This is a genomic window from Dongia sp. agr-C8, from assembly GCF_054658695.1.
Window position 1 is genome coordinate 145387 of record NZ_BAAGHZ010000004.1, and the last position, 17559, is coordinate 162945.

Here is a 17559-nt window from a genome sequence, read left to right on the forward strand (position 1 = left end):
ACGCTTCGCTGTGTGAATCCTTAACCAACCGTTGAACCTCTTCGGGGGAGTGTGACGCTGTGGTTGGCGCGAAGCAGAAAGCGGGAACGGGGATCGAAGGCCTGGATGAGATCCTGGCCGGCGGGTTTTCCGCCGGCAATGTCTTCCTGGTCGAGGGCGAGCCGGGATCCGGCAAGACCACCATTGCCCTGCAATTCCTGATCGATGGCGCCGCCAAGGGCGAAAAGAGCCTCTACGTGACGTTGTCCGAGAGTGAGGCCGAGCTGCGGCTCAGCGCCCTGTCCCACGGCTGGACCCTCGATCCGCGCATCGAGATTTTCGAGCTCCTGCCACCGGAAAACCTCCTGGATGAAAACCAGCAGCAGAGCCTGCTGTATTCTTCCGACCTGGAGCTGGGCGAAACCACCAAGCAGATTTTCCAGGCGGTTGAGCGGATCCAGCCGAAACGGGTCGTGATCGACAGCCTGTCGGAGATCCGTCTGTTGGCGCAGAGCTCCCTGCGGTATCGACGGCAGATTCTCGCGCTGAAGCACTATTTCACCCGCCAGGGCGCGACCGTCCTGTTGCTGGACGACCTCACCTCCGAGGCGAGCGACAAGACCGTGCACAGCGTCGCCCATGGCGTGATCCGCCTTCAGGAGCTCGCCCCCGATTACGGCGCGGAGCGCCGGCGGCTTCGGGTCCTGAAATACCGCGGGCAGCGGTATCGCGGCGGCTATCACGACTTCACGATCGCGACCGGTGGCCTGAAGGTCTTTCCGCGGCTGGTGGCGGCCGAGCACCGCAGCGCGCTCAAGCGGACGGTGCTTTCGACCGGGCTCAAGGAGTTCGACGCCCTGCTGGGCGGTGGAGTCGATTCCGGCTCCAGCACGTTGATCCTGGGCCCGGCGGGCACCGGAAAATCGCTGATCGCCATTACCTTCGCCCTTGCTGCCATCCGGCGCGGCGAAAAGGCGGCGCTGTTCGTGTTCGACGAGGAGCTCGGGCTGCTGTTCGACCGGATGAAGGGGCTCGACATCGATCTCAATGCGTTGCAGGAGAGCGGGCAGCTCCTGGTCGCGCAGATCGACGCCGCCGAGCTTTCGCCGGGAGAGTTCGCGCACCGTGTCGGCGGCACGATCAACGCCCATGGGATCAAGACCGTGGTCATCGACAGCCTGAACGGCTACCAGGCGGCGATGCCGGAGGAAAACTCGCTGGTCCTGCACATCCATGAGCTGCTGCAATTCTTGAACCGGCACGGCGCCACCACCTTCGTGACGGTGGCGCAGCACGGCCTGGTCGGCGACATGCAGGCGCCGGTCGACGTCACCTATCTCGCGGATACCGTCATCCTGCTTCGCTACTTCGAGGCCGGCGGACGTGTGCGCCGCGCGGTGTCCGTTATCAAGAAGCGCTCGGGCCAGCACGAATCGACCATCCGGGAATATCGGATCAGTGACCGTGGTCTTTCAATGGGTGAGCCGCTGGAAGGATTCCACGGCGTGCTGCGCGGCGTTCCGACCTATGCCGGCGAGCCGGCGCCGTTGCTGGAAAAGGATAGATGAGTCGTCCCGGCCCGCATTCGGAACGCGCTCTGGTGCTGGCGCCACAGGGCCGTGACGCGCAGGTAGCGGTCATGGTGTTGCGCGATGCCGGTTTCCCGGCGGAGATCTGCACCGGTGTCCAGGCGCTCTGCGACGAGATGGAAAAAGGCGCGGGCCTGGCGGTCATCACCGACCAGGCGATCCACGATGTCGACCTGCGGCCGCTCGCAGCCTGTCTCAAGCGCCAGCCGCCGTGGTCGGACTTCCCGGTCATCCTGCTGACCGTGCGCGAGATCAGCCCCGAACGCAGCCCCGCCCTGGCGAAGCTCGGCGAATTGCTCGGCAACGTGACCTTCATCGAGCGCCCGTTCCATGCCTCCACCTTGACCAGCGCGGTGCGGACCGCGGTGCGCGGCCGGCGCCGGCAATACGAGGCTCGGGCGCGACTGGAGGAGTTGGCGGAGAGCGAGGGCAGGCTGCAAACCGCCTTGGGCGCCGGCAGCCTCGGTTCGTGGACACTGGATGCGCGGGATTTGTCGATGACCTGCTCGGGCACGTGCCGGGCCCATTTCGGCCGCAGTTCCGACGAGGCCTTCCCCTATGACGATCTTCGGCGATCGGTGCATCGCGATGACAGCGCCCGGGTCGAAGCGGCGCTTGCCCATACATTGCAGACCGGCGCGGACTATGCGGTCGAGCATCGCATTGTCTGGCCCGACGGCACCGAACATTGGGTCGATATGCGCGCGCGCGCCTTGAAAGACAACTTCGGCCGGGTGACGCAGTTGGTCGGCGTCACCTCCGACATCACCGCGCGCAAGCGCTATGACCTCGAGCGCGAGCGGCTGCTCGACGCCCTCGCGCAGGAACGCGCGGCTTTGTCGGACCTGACGGCCAACCTGGAGCAGCGGGTCAAGGAGCGCACCGCCGCGCTGACCGCCGAAGTCGCGGCCCGCGAGCGCGCGCAGGAGCAGCTGCTGCAATCGCAGAAGATGGAGACGATCGGCCAGTTGACGGGCGGCGTCGCCCACGATTTCAACAATCTGCTGATGGCGGTGATGGGGAACCTGCAGCTCTTGAAGAAGCGCTTCCGCGACGACGAGCGGGCGCAGCATCTGATCGCGGGCGCGCTCGAAGGTGCCCGGCGCGGCGCGTCGCTCACCCAGCGCATGCTGACATTCGCGCGGCAGCAGGAATTGAAGACGACCTCCGCGGATCTCGTCGCGCTGGTCGGCGGCATGCAAGACCTGCTCGACCGCACCTTGGGGCCGCAGATCGAATTACGCTTCGATCTGCCGGAGGGCTTGCCGGCCGCGCAGGTCGATGCCAACCAGATCGAGCTCGCAATCCTGAACCTGGCGATCAACGCGCGGGACGCGATGCCGTCCGGCGGCACCATCTGCATCGCCATCGACGTTCAGCCGCCACCCACAGGCAAGGGGCTGGTCGATCCGGAATATCTCCGCCTTCGTCTCTCGGACACCGGCAGCGGCATGGATGAAACGACCCTGAAGAAGGCGATTGAGCCCTTCTTCTCGACCAAACCCACCGGCAAGGGCACCGGCCTCGGCCTTTCGATGGTGCATGGGCTGGCGGTGCAGCTCGGCGGCATGCTGGAGATCGAGAGCACGGTCGGGAAGGGCACAACCGCGACGCTGTGGCTGCCGATTGCCGACGAGCCGGCGGCGGTGGCGGAGCCGAAGCCGGTTGTGCCGGAATCCACCAGCCGCGCGATCATTCTGGTGGTCGATGACGACCCGCTGATCGCCATGAGCACGGTCGAGATGCTCGAAGATCTCGGCCACCGCGCGATCGAGGCCAATTCCGCCGCCCAGGCGCTGGCGATCCTGAAAGACGGCCAGGCCATCGACCTCATGCTGACCGATCAGGCCATGCCTGGGATGACCGGTCTCGAGCTTGCCGAGATCGCCCGCAAGGAACGGCCGAAGATGCCAATCCTGCTGGCCACGGGCTATGCGGACTTGCCGGCCAGCCAGATCAAGCTGCCGCGCCTCTCGAAGCCCTACCTGCAGACCGAGCTGCAGGAGGAGATCAACCGTCTCCTCAGCGGGGCGGCCTAGCGCGGCGAATTGGGGCTAGGAAGGCCCGGTTCTCCCGATTAGATTGGCCTCCTTCGAGAGACGCCCCAGGGAGAGCGCCATGTCCGCCGCCGTTGAAGCTGCAAAAACGTCCTCCGCCGGCAGCTTGCCGGCCGGCGTCGTCACCGGCGAGGACTATCGCTCCCTGGTCGCGGCCTGCAAGGCCGGCGGCTACGCGCTCCCGGCGGTCAACGTCACCGGCACCAACTCGGTGAACGCGGTGCTGGAAGCCGCCGCGGCGGCGAAATCCGACGTCATCATCCAGCTCTCCAACGGCGGCGCCCGCTTCTTCGCCGGCGAGGGGATGAAGGACGAGGCCCAGGCGCGCGTGCTCGGCGCTATCTCCGCGGCGCGCCACGTGCACCTGCTGGCCCAGCATTACGGGGTATGCGTGGTGCTGCACACCGACCACGCCAACAAGAAGCTGGTGCCCTGGGTCGAGGCGATGCTCGGCCACAGCGAGGAAGAGTTCAAGCGCAGCGGCAAGCCGCTGTTCAGCTCGCACATGCTCGATCTCTCCGAGGAGCCGATCGACGAGAATCTCGCGATCTGCGCGAAGACGCTGAAGCGCATGGCGCCGATGGGCATGAGCCTGGAGATCGAATTGGGCGTCACCGGCGGCGAGGAGGACGGCATCGGCTCGGAGCATGAGGACGGCGCCGACAACGCGCATCTCTACACCCAGCCCGAGGACGTGGCGAAGGCCTTCAAGCTGCTCTCGATGCTCGGCCATTTCTCGGTCGCGGCCTCCTTCGGCAATGTCCACGGCGTCTACGCGCCGGGCAACGTGAAGCTCCGCCCGGAGATCCTCAAGGCCTCGCAGGAGCTGGTGCAGCAGCAGTTCAAGACACCGGTGAAGCCGCTGAACCTGGTCTTCCACGGCGGCTCCGGCTCCGAGAAGGACAAGATCGCGCAGGCCGTCGCCTACGGCGTCTTCAAGATGAACATCGACACCGACACCCAGTTCGCCTTTGCCAATGGCGTCGGCAAGTTCGTGCTGGAGAACGCCGTTGCCTTCCAGCATCAGATCGATCCCGAAAGCGGCAAGCCGCTGAAGAAGCTCTACGACCCCCGCAAATGGCTCCGCCTCGGCGAAAAGGCCATGGTCGAGCGGTTGCAGGAGGCGTTCGTGGATCTCGGCTCGAAAGGCAAGTCGCTGGCGGGGTAATCAGAGGGCGTTTTATTCTGCACGAGATGCGCGGATCAAGTCCGCGCATGACGCCGGTTTTTAGCACGTCATCGCCGGGCTTGACCCGGCGATCTCACTCCGACCTTCACTACAAATCCAGCGAGCACCAGATCGGCGTGTGGTCCGACGGCTTGTCGCCGTTCCTGGGCGTCTTGTCGATGTCGCATTCGTCGAGCGAATCCGCGGCCTGCGGCGACAAGAGCAGATGGTCGATGCGCAGGCCCTCGTCGCGCTGCCAGCGCCCGGCCTGGTAGTCCCAGAAGGTGTAGCGATGCGCCTCGGCGCCATGCAGCGCGCGGAAGGCGTCGACATAGCCGAGATTGAGTAAACGGAAATACCCCGCCCGGCTCTCCGGCCGGCAGAGCGCGTCATTGGCCCAGGCTGCCGGGTCGTAGACATCATCATCGGTCGGCGCCACGTTGTAGTCGCCGCCCAGCACCAGCGGCTCCTCCAGGTCGAGCAGCTGCTGCGCATGGTCGTTCAAGCGCTCCAGCCATTGGAGCTTGTAGGAGAACTTGTCGGTATCGACCGGATTGCCGTTCGGCAGATAGATCGAGGCGACGCGCAAGGCCTTGTGACGCTTGCCCTCCGGCACGTCGACCACCGCCTCGATGTAGCGCGCATGGTCGTCGCCGTCGCCGCCGGGCAGGCGCCGCTCTTCGACCATGAAGGGATGTTTGGAGAGGATGGCGACGCCGTTGTAGCTCTTCTGGCCGACCGCCTCGAAGTTATAGCCGAGGTCCTCGATCTCCAGCTTGGGCAGGTCGGTTTCGAGGCACTTGATCTCCTGCAGCAGCACGACATCCGGCTTGGCGCTGCGGAGCCATGTGAGGACATTCCCAATGCGGGCCCGAAGAGAATTCACGTTGAAGCTTGCGACTTTGATCACGCTGCCGGAATCCCCAACGTTCGGCATCAGAACCGGGTGAATGAACTAGGCGACTGCGAAAGAACTCCCGCAGCCGCAGGACGACGCGGCGTTCGGATTCTTCACCTGGAAGGAGGAGCCGACCAGGTCCTCCACGAAATCGACCTCGGCGCCGGCCAGGAGGTCGAGGGAGGTGTCGTCCACCACCATCTTCACGCCGTTGCGCTCGAACAGGTGGTCGTCCGGCTGGGTCGCGTTGTCGAAGGAGAAGCCGTACTGGAATCCCGAGCAGCCGCCGCCGGAAACGGTCAGGCGCAACATAAGCGAGGCATCGCCCTCCAGGGCAATCAGCTCGCCGATGCGCTTGGCAGCGCTCTCGGTCAGGCCCACTTTACGCTCATGGGTCGGGGCGGCCATCGGGGACATCTCGTTCATCGCGGAATCCGCACGGGTTAACCTTCCTTATTATCTAGGGACGCAAGCCGAAAAGTCAAACCGCCACAAGGACTAGTGGGGTTGCGCCCAGGGGATGGATGGCCGCGGATCAGGCGCCGGGTTTCGGCTTCGACCGGGGCAGGTTGGCGCCGAGATCGACCCAGGAAACCCGTTCATTATCAAAGACGTGGTATTGCGGCGTGAGATGGTCCGCCTCGGGGTGGTCGGCGCTCCCGGTCAGGAGATGGATCTCCCCCGGCAGATCCTCTGCCTCATAGGTCAAGGGCGTGCCGCAATGGCTGCAGAAGGTCCGGGTGACCCCGGGCGAGCTCCGGTAGCGGGCAGGCTCGCCCTCGAAGTGGAAACTGCCGACCGGGAAGGAGGCAAAGGCGGTCACCGGGACCCCGGTCGCCCGGCGGCAGCTTTCGCAGTGACAAAGGCAGCGCCAGTTCGGCGCCCCCGTCGCCCGATACTTCACGCGCCCGCAGAGGCAATGCCCGGTGGTTTCGAGTGTGGACATGAGCGGTAGTTTGCACCTTCCATTTTCGGTCGTCATCCCCGGGCGTGGCCCGGGGATCCCTGAGTTTCTATTCGAAGGTGTTCAACTCAGGGGTGCCCGGGCCAAGCCCGGGCATGACGAGCGGTGCGTAAGATCGCTATAACCCCTCAATGTCTTCTCGCGCCCCCTATGCCTGCGATCCGGCGAACTCGCGCGGCCGGCTCATCCCCGAGCCGCCGAGCGGAACGCGGACGCCGTTCCAGCGCGACCGCGACCGCATCATCCACGCCACCGCTTTTCGCCGGCTGAAGCACAAGACCCAGGTCTTCGTGCAGCACGAGGGCGACCACTACCGCACGCGTCTCACCCACAGCCTCGAAGTGGCGCAGATCGCGCGCTCGATCGCGCGCACGCTCGGCCTCGACGAGGATCTCGCCGAGGCGCTGTCGCTCGCGCATGATCTCGGCCATCCGCCCTTCGGCCATGCCGGCGAGGAGGCCCTCGATCACTGCATGCAGCCCTTCGGCGGCTTCGATCACAACGAGCAGACGTTCCGGGTGCTGACGCAACTCGAGCGCCGCTACCCGACCTTCGACGGCCTCAATCTCACCTGGGAAGCGCTGGAAGGCATCGTGAAGCATAACGGGCCACTCATCGGCCCGGCCGCGAGCGCGAAAGCCAAGGCCCGCGCGGTGCCGCGCAGCATCGCCGAATTCTCCGCGCGCTGGGATCTGGAGCTCGGCGAGTTCGCCAGCCTGGAAGCCCAGGTCGCCGCGGTCTCCGACGATATCGCCTATAACAACCATGACATCGACGACGGCCTGCGCGCCGGTCTCTTCAGCTTGAATGATCTCGCCGACGTGCCGCTGGCGGGGCCGATCGTCGCCGCCGTGCGCCGCGATCACCCCGGCCTCGACGAGGACCGTGCGATGCACGAGACCGTGCGCCGCATGATCGGCGAGATGGTCGAAGATGTGATCGCCGAGACCCGCCGCCGCATCGCAGCCGCGAAAGTGACATCGCCGGAGGAAGTCCGCGCTCTCGGCCATCCGCTCGCCGTCTTTTCGGAAGCGATGCACCGGAACGACATCGGCCTGAAGCGTTTTCTGTTCGCGCATATGTATCGCCATGCGCGCGTGACCAAGATGACCGAGCAGGCGAAGTTGGTGGTCGCCGATCTCTTCGACCGCCATCTCGCCGATCCCGGGTTGTTGCCGGCCGACTGGCAGTCGGAGATCGGTGCGCCCGGCGATGCCCAGACGGCGCGCGAGGGGACCGCGCGCGTGGTCGCGGACTACATCGCCGGCATGACGGACAACTTCGCCTTCGAGACCGCGGAGCGGTTGGCCAAATCCGAGTCGGCGGCAAAATAGCGGTTGTTTGATCTCGGCCCGCGCCCGCCGATCCGCCGCATTGCTGCCACATTCTTGGACTCTAAAAAGCCAAGGAGAATCCGTCGATTATTTGATTAAGTTCCGGCATCGGCTTGACCGACTCGAAGCCCAACTGATTCATTATCCACAGGCCGGGGTCCCGAGTCGCCCTGGGCATTGCCGGCAGTGGGGACCGCCAGAACGCGAGACGGCGCGCGCCGGTCCGGAGGAACAGCCCAAAAGGGGTCAGCCATGAGTGCAGCAGAAGCACCGAAGTCCGAACAGATTCAGGCCAACGTGGCCGCCGCCTTGAGCCGCCTCAGGGGCGAGCTCGGTGCCGCCTCGAGCCCGGTCGCCAGCCCGACCCCGATCCCCTTGCCAAAAGTCGGCGCCGAGCCGGCGCCGGCCGAGCCTATGCCCGATCCGATGTCTGAGCCGGTCGCCCTGGCGCCGCTCCCCGCCGGCCCGGTGCGCGCTGAGACGGGCGGCGCTGTGCGCCCCTTCGAGCCCATCCTCAACGCGATGTCGGCCGGGAACAGCAACAGCGCGCCCAGCAACGATACTGCGCCCGCGGAAGGCGCCAAGCCCGACCTCTTCGGCCGGCTGCGCGCCGACCCGAGCCTAACGACCGATCGTGCCGCCGCCGCGGCGATGCTGAACGCGAGCGAGGCGAAGCCCGACAGCCAGCCCGACCTGCTGACCGGCATGGAAGTGCCGCCGGCCCCGCCGCCGCCTCTGGGCAGCTTCGAGGCGGAGGACGAGGTCAATGGCCGCGGCCGCCGCATGCGCAACCGCCTGATGGTGCTGGCGGCGATCGTGGTGATTGCCGGTGGCGCCGCCTGGGCCTGGGTCTCCAGCCACCGGACGCCGGAAGGCCCGGTGCCGGTGATCACCGCCGACTCCTCTCCCGAGAAGGTGAAGCCGGAAGACGAAGGCGGCATGCAGGTGCCGAACCAGAATGTCGAGATCCTGAACGGCCAGGCCACCACCGACGAGCAGCCGGCCATCACGCCGCCGCCGGAGCAGCCGGTCTCGCCGCCGATGACCGAAAGCACCGACGAGGCCAACGCCGCCTCGCAGGCACCGGCCATCACCGATGCGCCGAAGCCCGCCGAGCCCTCGGCCAGCGATGCGGTGCCGAGCGTCGACGCGCCCACGATCCCGAGCGTCGCCGCGCCGGAGCCCGGCCAGACAGCTGCCGCCCCGGCCCCGGTCGTCTCCGAGGCCGAGACCCAGCAGGCGGCGCCGGCACCGGCTGAACCGACCCCGGCCCCTGCAACGACCGCCGAAAAGCCCGCCGATCCGGCGGCTTCCGCACCCGCCACCAGCACGGCCAAGGCGCCTGAACCCGCGCCCGCGCCCGCGCCCGCGCCGAAGGCCGAACCGACCCAAACTGCGGCCGCCGCCACGGCGCCGGCTGCGCCGAGCGTCGCCCCGACGGCCGGCGGCACCGCCCGCATCCAGCTCGCGGCGGTGAAGTCCGAAGCGCTCGCCAAGTCGGAATGGGCCAAGCTGCAGAAGGCGCATCCCGCGCTGCTCGGCGGCCTGACTCTCAATGTCCAGGCGGTCGATAAGAACGGCTCGAAGCTCTACCGCATCCAGGCCGGTCCGCTCACCAAGGCGCAGGCGAAGGACCTCTGCACCCAGTTGAAGGCGCAGAAGCAGGATTGCATTGTTGCGAAATGATCGCCGCGCTGGATCTCCCGGCGTGTTTGTTCTGAAGCATCACGGCTGCATCAACCCCCTTCCTGGCCTTCCCCCATCTTGGGGGAAGGGACTCTTGGAAGAGCCCGCTGCAAGTGACGACTCCAATCAACTCCCATCCCCAAGATGGGGGCGGGTTGGGGTGGGGGTTGATGCAGCAGTGGCGCTTCGTGAGTTCGCTCAAGCGGATGATCCAGCCCCCGGTGCAGCCCTATGACATCCGCCGTCATCTTCGGCTGCGCGGGAACCGAGATCACCGCCGATGAGCGCGCCTTCTATCGCGACGTCGATCCGCTCGGCTTCATCCTGTTCGCGCGCAATTGCGCCGATCCGGACCAGATGCGCCGGCTCACGCAGGATCTTCGCGAGTCCATCGGCCGCGAAGACGCGCCGATCCTGATCGACCAGGAAGGCGGTCGCGTGGCGCGGCTGAAGCCGCCGCATTGGCGCGCGATGCCGCCCGCCGCGCGCTTTGGCGAGCTCGCGCAGATCGACCGCGCCCGGGCCGCGCAGGCGGTGCGCACCAACCACGAGCTGCTCGCGGCCGAGCTCCGCGCGATCGGCATCGATGTCGATTGCACACCCTGCCTCGATCTCAAGCGCCCCGAGACCACCAACGCGATCGGCGATCGCGCCTTCGCCGCCGATCCGCACTTGGTCGCCGATCTCGGCCGCGCCGCGGCGGAAGGGTTGCTGGCGGGGGGCGTCATCCCGGTGATCAAGCACATGCCGGGACATGGCCGCGCCACGGTCGACAGCCACCTGGATCTCCCGACCATCGACGCCGATTTCGACGATCTCTGCGACAGCGACTTCGTTCCGTTCCGCAAGCTGAACGACCTGCCCTGGGGCATCACTGCCCATCTGGTCTACAAGGCGATCGACCCGGAGCGGCCGGCGACCCTGTCGCCCCGGGTGATCAACGAGGTGATCCGCGGCGAGATCGGCTTCGGCGGCCTGCTCATCTCCGATGACATGTCCATGAAGGCCCTGAAGGGCAGTTTGGACCGTTTGGCGGCCGATTTGATCGCCGCCGGCTGCGACATCGCCCTGCATTGTAACGGCAATATGGACGAGATGCGGCTGGTGGCCTCAGGCTGCGGCCCCTTGTCTTCTGCCGCGGCACTCCGATATGAACGCGGACGCCAGCGGGTCAACCGGGAACCGGATTTCGACACGGAGGAGCTGGCCGAGGAACTGGCCGGATTGATGGCCTAAGGAAGCAAATGGGCGGCGGCGATATCCAACAGACCTTGCTGGCCATTTCGATCCTGGCACTGCCGGTCTTGATCGCCATCACTTTCCATGAGGCCGCTCACGGCTTCGTCGCCAAGCAGTGCGGCGACAACACCGCCTATGCGCAGGGCCGGGTCACCTTCAACCCGCTGAAGCACATCGATCCTTTCGGCACCGTTCTGCTGCCGTTGCTGCTGTTCTACACCACCGGCTTTCTGTTCGGTTACGCCAAGCCGGTGCCGGTCAACGCCCGCTATTTCCGCAACTATCGCCGGGACATGATCCTGGTCGCCGCGGCAGGGCCGGGCAGCAATCTCATCCTCGCCGTCGTTTCCGCGCTGCTGATCCATGTCGCGACGCTGGCGCCGGACTGGTTTTCCGAATGGGCGGTCTCGGCGCTCTATTACTCGGTCGCGATCAACGTGGTGCTGGCGATCTTCAACATGCTGCCGCTCTTGCCGCTGGATGGCGGCCGAGTCCTGGCGGCGATCCTGCCCGGCCATCTCGCCATCGCCTATCAGCGGACCGAGCGATATGGCATGTTGATCTTGATCGGATTGATCTTTTTGCTGCCGTTGCTGGGCCGGCAAATAGGTGTGGATATCGACATATTCCACTGGATTTTGGGCCCGGCTACCGATTATGTGCGGTCTTTGATCGGTCATCTGACCGGCCTCGGAGACTCGCTGACCTGACCATGACCACTTGGCATCCGGACACCGACACGGAACCGACTCCGCTGCCCGAGTCGGAGCCGACCGGTGCTGCCGAGGCGCCCGCTGCCGCGGGCCAAGAGGGCGGCGACGGCTTCGACGACGCGCCGGCGAAGATCGCCAATGACGACGAGCTGCTGCTCGACCTCGACGGCTTCGAAGGCCCGATCGACGCGCTGCTGACCCTGGCGCGCGACCAGAAGGTCGATTTGCGCAAGATCTCGATCCTCGAGCTGGCGGACCAGTATCTCGCCTTCATCGCCCGGGCACGGCGTCTGCGCCTGGAGCTCGCCGCCGACTATCTCGTGATGGCGGCCTGGCTGGCCTATCTCAAGTCGCGCCTGCTGCTGCCCGAGCCGCCGAGCGACGGCGAGCCTTCCGGCGCCGAGTTGGCGGCCGCTCTCGCCTTCCAGCTGCAGCGCCTCGAGGCGATGCAGGAGGCGGGAAAGAAGCTGCTGGCGCTGCCGCAATTCGGCATCGATTTCTTCGCCCGTGGCGAGCCGGAGCCCGCGAAGATCATCGATGTGCCGGTCTGGGACGTGACGCTGTTCGACTTGCTGAAGGCGTATGGCACGCATCCAGGCCGCCGCAAGGAAGGTCTGTTGCGCATCGCGCCGCTCAACCTCTTCTCGATGGACGATGCCCTGCGCCGCATCGGTGACATGCTGGGGCAGGTGCTGGACTGGACCGTGCTCCGCAACTTCCTGCCCGAGGGCCTCGATACGCCGCTGCAGCGCCGCGCCGCGATCGCCGCGACCTTCGCGGCCTCGCTGGAGCTCGCGCGCAACGGCCGCGTGGAGCTGCGCCAGGAAGGCACCTTCGCGCCGATCTATCTCCGGCGTGCCAATCGCCAGGATGACATCGCGCCGGCACCGGCATCCGACCTGCAACAAGGCTAGAGCATGAGTGAAGAAATCGTCACGGAAGAAACCGCCAGCGAAGTCAGCGTCGGCGACGATCGATTCCAAATGCTGCGCCTGCTCGAGGCCGTGCTGTTCGCCTCGACCGAGCCCATCAACGAGAAGGTACTGAAGGCCCGCCTGCCGAAGGGCGCCGACCTGCCGGGCCTGCTGTCGGAACTCGCCGAGAGCTATGCCAACCGCGGCGTGAACCTCACCAAGATCGAGGATCGCTGGGCCTTCCGCACCGCGCCCGATCTCGCGGCCATGCTGTCCATCGAGCGCAAGGTCAACAAGAAGCTCAGCCGGGCCGGCATCGAGACCCTGGCGATCATCGCCTACCACCAGCCGGTGACCCGGGCCGAGATCGAGGAGATCCGAGGCGTCATCATCTCCAAGGGCACCCTCGACCTGCTGCTGGAGATCGGCTGGATCAAGCCGGCCGGCCGCCGCGAGACGCCGGGCCGCCCCGTGACCTGGGCGACCACCAGCGCCTTCCTCGAGCATTTCGGCCTCGAGAACACCGCGGCCCTGCCGGGCGTCGAAGAACTCCGCGCCGCCGGCCTGCTCGATGCGCGCGCCGGCATCTCGACCTTGGCGACTCAGGCCTCGGCCGACGGCCGCGGCGTGCCGCCCGACGAGGACGACGAGGACGAGCGGGCCGCCGCCGAAGAGCTGCATGGCGAGCCGGTCGCTGAAGGCGAGGGCGAGGAAGCCGCCGACGACGACTACGAGAGCGCATTGCTGGAGAAGCACGGCGAGCCGGGCGAGCAGCAACCGCGCGACGACGACGCCGAGGTCGAGCGCCAGGAGCCGGTGGATGAATCCGCCGAAACCGAGCGCGAAGAGCCTGGGGACGACGAAGACGATGACGAAGACTACGATGATGACGACGACGACGACGAGGATTCGCTAGGGGATCACGAGAGCGAAGAGCCCGAGGAGTCCGACGAGGATTCGTCGAACGACAAGAAGGTCGCCGAGCCGGGCGAGTAGGGCGCTCTTCGCCCGCGCCCTTTCCATCGAAAAGACATCAGCCCGCGCCGGTTGCTTGCGCGGTGCGAACCCGCCGGATTAGCCTTTCGAAAAGGCAGACCCGGAGGAACGCCGATGTACACCAAGCAGGCGCTGCGCGAGATCGGGCTCGACGGTTCCGAGCTCTCGGAGGAGCAGCGCCGGGCGCTCGACGAGCAGGGCTATTTCCTGGTCGAGGGCGTATTCTCCAAGGCGGAATGCCGCGAGATGGCGGAGGAATTCGACCGCCTCCACGCGATCGAACGCGACCAGGGCGGCCATGAGGTCCATGTCGAGCCGGGCGCGCCCCGGGTCTCAAACATCTTCAACAAGACCGCGGCCTATGACCGCTGCCTCGAATGCAAGCCGCTGCTCGCCGCCGCCGCGCATCTCCTGGGCGAGTTCAAGATCCACGGCGCCAACCTGCGGGATCCCTTGAAGGGGCAGGGGCACCAGGACCTGCATTGCGACGTGCCGAAGTATTTCCGGGACGACTGGTGGGTGGCGAACGGCATCCTGCTGTTCGACGACATGACCCTGGAGAACGGCCCGACCCGGCTGGTGCCGGGCTCGCATCTCCGGGCGCCGATCAACATCCCTTACGTCAACATCGGCGACTGGACCCCGACGCCGCTTTCAGCCGAAGAGCAGAAGCTGGTGCCGCAGGATTTCTCCAAGCCTTATCCCGGCGAGATCTACGTGACCGCGCCGGCGGGCTCGGTCGCGATCCTCAATTCCTCGCTCTGGCATGCCGGCACCACGAACAAGAGCGGCGCCCGCCGCCGGGTGCTGCACCTGACCTACACCCGCCGCGACCTGCCGCAGCAGCTGGTGCAACGCGACTATCTCACGAAAGAACTCTACGAACGCCTTTCGCCCGCCCACCGCTTCCTGATGGACGTCGAGCCCGATGCGGCGATGGCGACATCGCGCAGATCCGCCGGCCGCGCGGGTGCGGCAGGCTGGTGGAACTGAACCTAATTCCCTCCCCCTGAAGGGGGAAGGGGAAGATGCGGCGAAGCGGCCTGCGGCTAAGTGCCTGTTTGCAATTCAGAATGGGTCGCAATAGGCTGCCACCACGATCTGAGGGCAGACAGTCTTGGCGGACGCCGTTCCATCTCCCATGCAGGTGCCGAAGCTGCGGCGCGGGTTCGCCCGCCCGAGCGGCTGGACCATTGCTGCCTGGATCGTCGCCGCCGGCGTGGCGGCGCCGGTCGTCACCGTCTTCTCCCATGTCTTCCTGCCAAAGGGGGAGATCTGGGCGCATCTCTATGAGACAGTGCTCGGCGCCTATGTCGCCAACTCGATGCTGATGATGCTGCTGGTCGGCATCGGCGTCCTCATCGTCGGCGTGCCGGCCGCCTGGATGGTGACGCTCTGCGTCTTCCCCGGCCGCAAGTTCTTCGAATGGGCCTTGCTCCTCCCGATGGCGATGCCGGCCTATGTCGTCGCCTATACCTATGTCGGCCTGCTTGATTATGCCGGGCCGGTGCAGACCGGGTTGCGCGACCTGCTCGGCATGCCCGACGGCCTGCATTGGATTCCGGAAGTCCGCAACCTGCCCGGCGCGGCTTTGATGCTGGTGCTGGTGCTCTATCCTTATGTCTACCTTCTGGCCCGGGCGGCTTTCCTCGAGCAGTCGGCCTGCGTGCTGGAAGTCTCGCGCACCCTCGGCTGCTCGCCGACCAGCGGCTTCTTCCGCGTGGCGCTGCCGCTGGCCCGGCCCGCGCTCGCAGCGGGAGCCGCCTTGGCGGTGATGGAGAGCCTCAACGACTTCGGCACCGTCCAGTATTTCGGCGTCGATACCATGGCGACCGGCATCTATCGGGTCTGGCGCGGCATGGGCGATCCCGATGCCGCCGCGCAGCTGGCGGCCTTGCTGCTGCTCTTCGTCTTCGTCGTCTTCGGCTTCGAGCGCTGGTCGCGCGGGCGCCAGAGCTTCGCCCATACCTCGTCGCGCTACCGGCCGCTGCCGCGCTATCACTTGCGCGGCGGACTGAAGCTCGGCGCGATCGTCGGCTGCGCGCTGCCGCTGCTGCTCGGCTTCGTGGCGCCGGCCGCGGTGCTGCTGGGCTGGGCGCTGAACCATCCGGAATTCTGGTGGCGCTCGTCCTTCCTGCTGCTGATCCGCAACAGCTTCATCATGGCCGGCATCGCCGCTGTGCTCGGGGTCGCGGTGGCGGTGTTCCTCGCCTATGCGCTGCGCCTCCATGCGACGCCGGCGACCAGCCTCGCCGTGCGCATCGCCGGCATGGGCTATGCGATCCCCGGGACGGTGCTGGCGATCGGCGTGCTGCTGCCCTTCGCGGCGCTGGACCACGAGATCAACCGCTGGGCCAAGGCGACGCTCGGCGTCTCGCCGGGCCTGATCTTGAGCGGCACCCTGGTCGCGGTCACCTTCGCCTATCTGGTGCGCTTCCTGACCGGCAGCCTGAACGCGGTCGAGGCCAGCCTCGGCAAGATCACCCGCAGCATGGACCACGCGGCGCGCAGCTTGGGCCGCGGCCCGGGCAGCACGCTCTGGAACGTGCATCTGCCGATCATGCGCGGCAGCCTCCTGACCGCCGGCATCCTGGTTTTCGTCGATGTGCTGAAGGAGCTGCCGGCGACTCTCGTGCTGCGCCCGTTCAACTTCGACACGCTCGCGGTCGTGACCTACAACCTTGCCTCCGACGAGCGGCTGGCGGAGGCGGCGGGGCCGGCCCTGGCGATCGTGATGGTCGGCGTGCTGCCGGTGATCCTGCTCTCGCGTGCGATCGGCCGCTCCAGGCCGGGGACCGGCGGCGCAGTCGAAGGCGCCGTGCCATGAGTGAAGCGCTGAGTGAAATCATCCTCGGCCTGGAAGGCGTCGGCCATTCCTACGACGGCATGACCGAAGTCGTCTCCAGCTTCAGCCTCGGCGTCGGCGCGGGCGAGATCGTCTGCCTGCTGGGGCCGTCGGGCTGCGGCAAGTCGACCGTGCTGCGCCTCGCGGCCGGGCTCGAGCCTTTGCAGAAGGGCCGCATCAAGCTGCGCGGCGAGATGATTGCCGAGGGCGAGAGCCGGATCAGCGAGCCGCCGGAGCGGCGCAATGTCGGCCTGGTGTTCCAGGATTTCGCGCTGTTCCCGCACCTGACCGTCGCCCGCAATGTCGCCTTCGGTCTCTCGGGGTTGGCCGACGATGCGCGCAGCCAACGGGTCCAGGAAGCGCTGAACCAGGTCGGCATGGGCGCTTATCTCGGCGCCTATCCGCATGCGCTCTCCGGCGGGCAGCAGCAGCGCGTGGCCTTGGCCCGGGCGCTGGCGCCGCGGCCCTCGGTCATGCTGCTGGACGAGCCCTTCTCCGGCCTCGATGCCAGGCTTCGAGAACAGATCCGCGACGACACCCTGCGGGTGCTGAAGCGGAGCGGGGCGGCGACGCTCCTGGTCACGCATGATCCCGAGGAGGCCATGTTCATGGCCGACCGGATCTACCTGATGCAGGCCGGTCGGCTCATCCAGTCCGGCCCGCCGGCCGAGGTCTATGCCCGGCCGAACAGCGAGTTCGCGGCCAAGTTTTTTTCCAATATCAACGAATTGGGAGGCGTCGTTGAAGCGGGGGTGGTGGCGACCCCACTGGGCCCGATCCCGGCCTCGGGCTGGGTCGCGGGCAGCCCGGTGAAGGTGCTGTTCCGCCCGGAAAGCCTCGCTTGCGCGCCGGTCAACGGGGCCGCCGGGCCGGCGGTCCTGCCGGCCACGGTGACGGAGGTGCGTTTCATCGGCGTGGCGCGGCTGCTGCGGGTGCTGGCCAGCCCTGAGGGCGGCCCGGCGCTGGATCTCCAGGTGCGGACCACCGGCGCTTTCGCCCCGGAGGTTGGGGCCAGAATCGGGCTTTCGCTCGACCCGGCCCAGGCCTTTGTCTTCGGGCCCGGTTAAAAGCTGACCGCGAGAGACTGGCGGAACCGCGTCCGAACGCCTAAGTATGGCGTAACATAAGAAAATCCCGCGGTCTTTCGGCCAGAGGGATTCGTTGCAGGGCGGGGGCG

The 17559-nt window shown here is 66.8% G+C and carries 15 protein-coding genes; 12 read left to right on the plus strand and 3 right to left on the minus strand.

Annotation, left to right across the window (positions count from 1 at the left end):
• Window positions 1-59: 59 nt before the first annotated feature.
• The 3 genes from ACYQ4T_RS20900 to fbaA all read left to right on the plus strand — a co-directional run bounded on the left by ACYQ4T_RS20900 (window position 60) and on the right by fbaA (window position 4793).
• On the plus strand, window positions 60-1547 hold the full coding sequence (locus ACYQ4T_RS20900; protein WP_459858397.1) for an ATPase domain-containing protein: 1488 nt from the start codon (window positions 60-62) through the stop codon (window positions 1545-1547).
• Window positions 1544-3607, plus strand: coding sequence for an ATP-binding protein (locus ACYQ4T_RS20905; RefSeq protein WP_459858400.1), 2064 nt, complete (start codon window positions 1544-1546; stop codon window positions 3605-3607). Before ACYQ4T_RS20900 ends, ACYQ4T_RS20905 begins: the two co-directional genes overlap by 4 nt.
• 79 nt (window positions 3608-3686) lie before the next feature.
• The gene (fbaA, locus tag ACYQ4T_RS20910; protein WP_459858403.1) at window positions 3687-4793 is read left to right on the plus strand and encodes a class II fructose-bisphosphate aldolase; all 1107 of its coding nucleotides are present in this window, start codon (window positions 3687-3689) and stop codon (window positions 4791-4793) included.
• Between the two features lie 109 nt (window positions 4794-4902).
• On the opposite strand, the gene xth is transcribed toward fbaA, so the two are convergent.
• The 3 genes from xth to ACYQ4T_RS20925 all read right to left on the minus strand — a co-directional run bounded on the left by xth (window position 4903) and on the right by ACYQ4T_RS20925 (window position 6637).
• On the minus strand, window positions 4903-5700 hold the full coding sequence (gene xth, locus ACYQ4T_RS20915) for an exodeoxyribonuclease III (RefSeq protein ID WP_459859196.1): 798 nt from the start codon (window positions 5698-5700) through the stop codon (window positions 4903-4905).
• A 48-nt stretch (window positions 5701-5748) separates the two neighbouring features.
• Entirely contained in the window at window positions 5749-6108 is a 360-nt protein-coding gene (erpA, locus tag ACYQ4T_RS20920; RefSeq protein WP_459859198.1) for an iron-sulfur cluster insertion protein ErpA, read from the minus strand.
• Window positions 6109-6226: 118 nt separating this feature from the next.
• Window positions 6227-6637 carry a GFA family protein gene (locus ACYQ4T_RS20925; RefSeq protein WP_459858405.1) on the minus strand — a complete coding sequence of 137 codons (411 nt, stop codon included), beginning with the start codon at window positions 6635-6637 and terminating at the stop codon, window positions 6227-6229.
• Window positions 6638-6786: 149 nt separating this feature from the next.
• Here ACYQ4T_RS20925 and ACYQ4T_RS20930 point away from each other — a divergent pair, with 149 nt between their 5' ends.
• The 9 genes from ACYQ4T_RS20930 (at window position 6787) to ACYQ4T_RS20970 (ending at window position 17449) form a co-directional block, all read left to right on the plus strand.
• Window positions 6787-7989 carry a deoxyguanosinetriphosphate triphosphohydrolase gene (locus tag ACYQ4T_RS20930; protein WP_459858408.1) on the plus strand — a complete coding sequence of 401 codons (1203 nt, stop codon included), beginning with the start codon at window positions 6787-6789 and terminating at the stop codon, window positions 7987-7989.
• A 252-nt stretch (window positions 7990-8241) separates the two neighbouring features.
• Window positions 8242-9675: an SPOR domain-containing protein gene (locus ACYQ4T_RS20935; protein WP_459858411.1), complete on the plus strand. Its 1434-nt coding sequence runs from the start codon at window positions 8242-8244 to the stop codon at window positions 9673-9675.
• Window positions 9676-9906: 231 nt separating this feature from the next.
• Window positions 9907-10911 (plus strand): beta-N-acetylhexosaminidase, encoded by a 1005-nt coding sequence (gene nagZ, locus ACYQ4T_RS20940; RefSeq protein WP_459858413.1) that lies wholly within the window; start codon window positions 9907-9909, stop codon window positions 10909-10911.
• A gap of 8 nt (window positions 10912-10919) precedes the next feature.
• A complete protein-coding gene (locus ACYQ4T_RS20945) occupies window positions 10920-11624 on the plus strand; it encodes a site-2 protease family protein (RefSeq protein WP_459858416.1) in 705 nt (234 codons plus the stop codon).
• 2 nt (window positions 11625-11626) lie between these two features.
• The gene (locus tag ACYQ4T_RS20950) at window positions 11627-12541 is read left to right on the plus strand and encodes a segregation and condensation protein A (protein WP_459858418.1); all 915 of its coding nucleotides are present in this window, start codon (window positions 11627-11629) and stop codon (window positions 12539-12541) included.
• Between the two features lie 3 nt (window positions 12542-12544).
• Window positions 12545-13537, plus strand: a complete 993-nt coding sequence (scpB, locus tag ACYQ4T_RS20955; protein ID WP_459858420.1) for an SMC-Scp complex subunit ScpB — start codon at window positions 12545-12547, stop codon at window positions 13535-13537.
• 114 nt (window positions 13538-13651) lie between these two features.
• The gene (locus ACYQ4T_RS20960; RefSeq protein WP_459858423.1) at window positions 13652-14530 is read left to right on the plus strand and encodes a phytanoyl-CoA dioxygenase family protein; all 879 of its coding nucleotides are present in this window, start codon (window positions 13652-13654) and stop codon (window positions 14528-14530) included.
• Between the two features lie 124 nt (window positions 14531-14654).
• Complete coding sequence (locus ACYQ4T_RS20965; RefSeq protein WP_459858425.1) at window positions 14655-16364, plus strand: ABC transporter permease; 1710 nt, start codon at window positions 14655-14657, stop codon at window positions 16362-16364.
• Window positions 16361-17449 carry an ABC transporter ATP-binding protein gene (locus ACYQ4T_RS20970; protein WP_459858428.1) on the plus strand — a complete coding sequence of 363 codons (1089 nt, stop codon included), beginning with the start codon at window positions 16361-16363 and terminating at the stop codon, window positions 17447-17449. The genes ACYQ4T_RS20965 and ACYQ4T_RS20970 overlap by 4 nt, the downstream gene beginning before the upstream one ends.
• Window positions 17450-17559: the final 110 nt, after the last annotated feature.